The following is a 722-nucleotide window of genomic DNA, read 5'->3' on the forward strand; positions in this document are numbered from 1 at the left end:
CCAGATCGTCAGCTGAACCAATACGGGTAAAGATACGGTCAATATCTCCGATAAGGGCATGTTCAGCCGGTACAAAGCTGCCGCAATGAGCGAGCAAGACGATCAGGGCAGTCTGGCGCATATAGGTTGATTTGCCGCCCATATTAGGGCCAGTAATGATTAATAAGCGTTCGGGATGCTCATCGCTGCCAAGCGCGCAGTCGTTGGCAACGAAATGACTAAGATGCTCAGTTGGGGCGTTTCGATGGTGCGTATTGGCTGGATTTAATGCCGCTTCGACGACGACGTGACGACCTTGACGGATATCAATGCTGGTTTGGTTTTGCGCTTGATCTGACAGTTGGCTTTGAGCCTGACTTTGAGTAGCGCCGTCAAAGTTTAGCTGGTTTTGCTGACTCTGTTGGTTTCGTTGGCTACCTTGTAAGCCAGCGTCTTTTTTTGCGTTTTTACTATTTATATCGTTATTTGATACGCCATTATGCATGACTGGACGTTGCCAGTTATGAGTCATAGCCAGCTGCGCCCAGTTACTCAGCACGTCTATCTGAGCGATGGCAGCGCTTAACTGTTGTAGTTCGGTCAGATGGTCGCCAAGCGTGGTCAGCAGTTGCTGATACAGCTGTTTTTCCCGCGCCAGTGCCAAGGTTTGTGCGCTTAGATATTCGGTTTCGACTGCCTTTAATTCATCAGTGATAAAGCGTTCAGCGTTTTTGAGGGTTTGG

Annotated in this window: 1 protein-coding gene; it reads right to left on the bottom strand. The window is 49.0% G+C overall.

Annotation, left to right across the window (positions count from 1 at the left end; genetic code table 11):
• Positions 1-722: MutS-related protein (locus tag ACS8FD_RS20360; protein ID WP_439277200.1), on the bottom strand; the 722-nt coding region annotated here is incomplete at both ends.

It is taken from the genome of Psychrobacter sp. 1U2 (genome assembly GCF_051847575.1).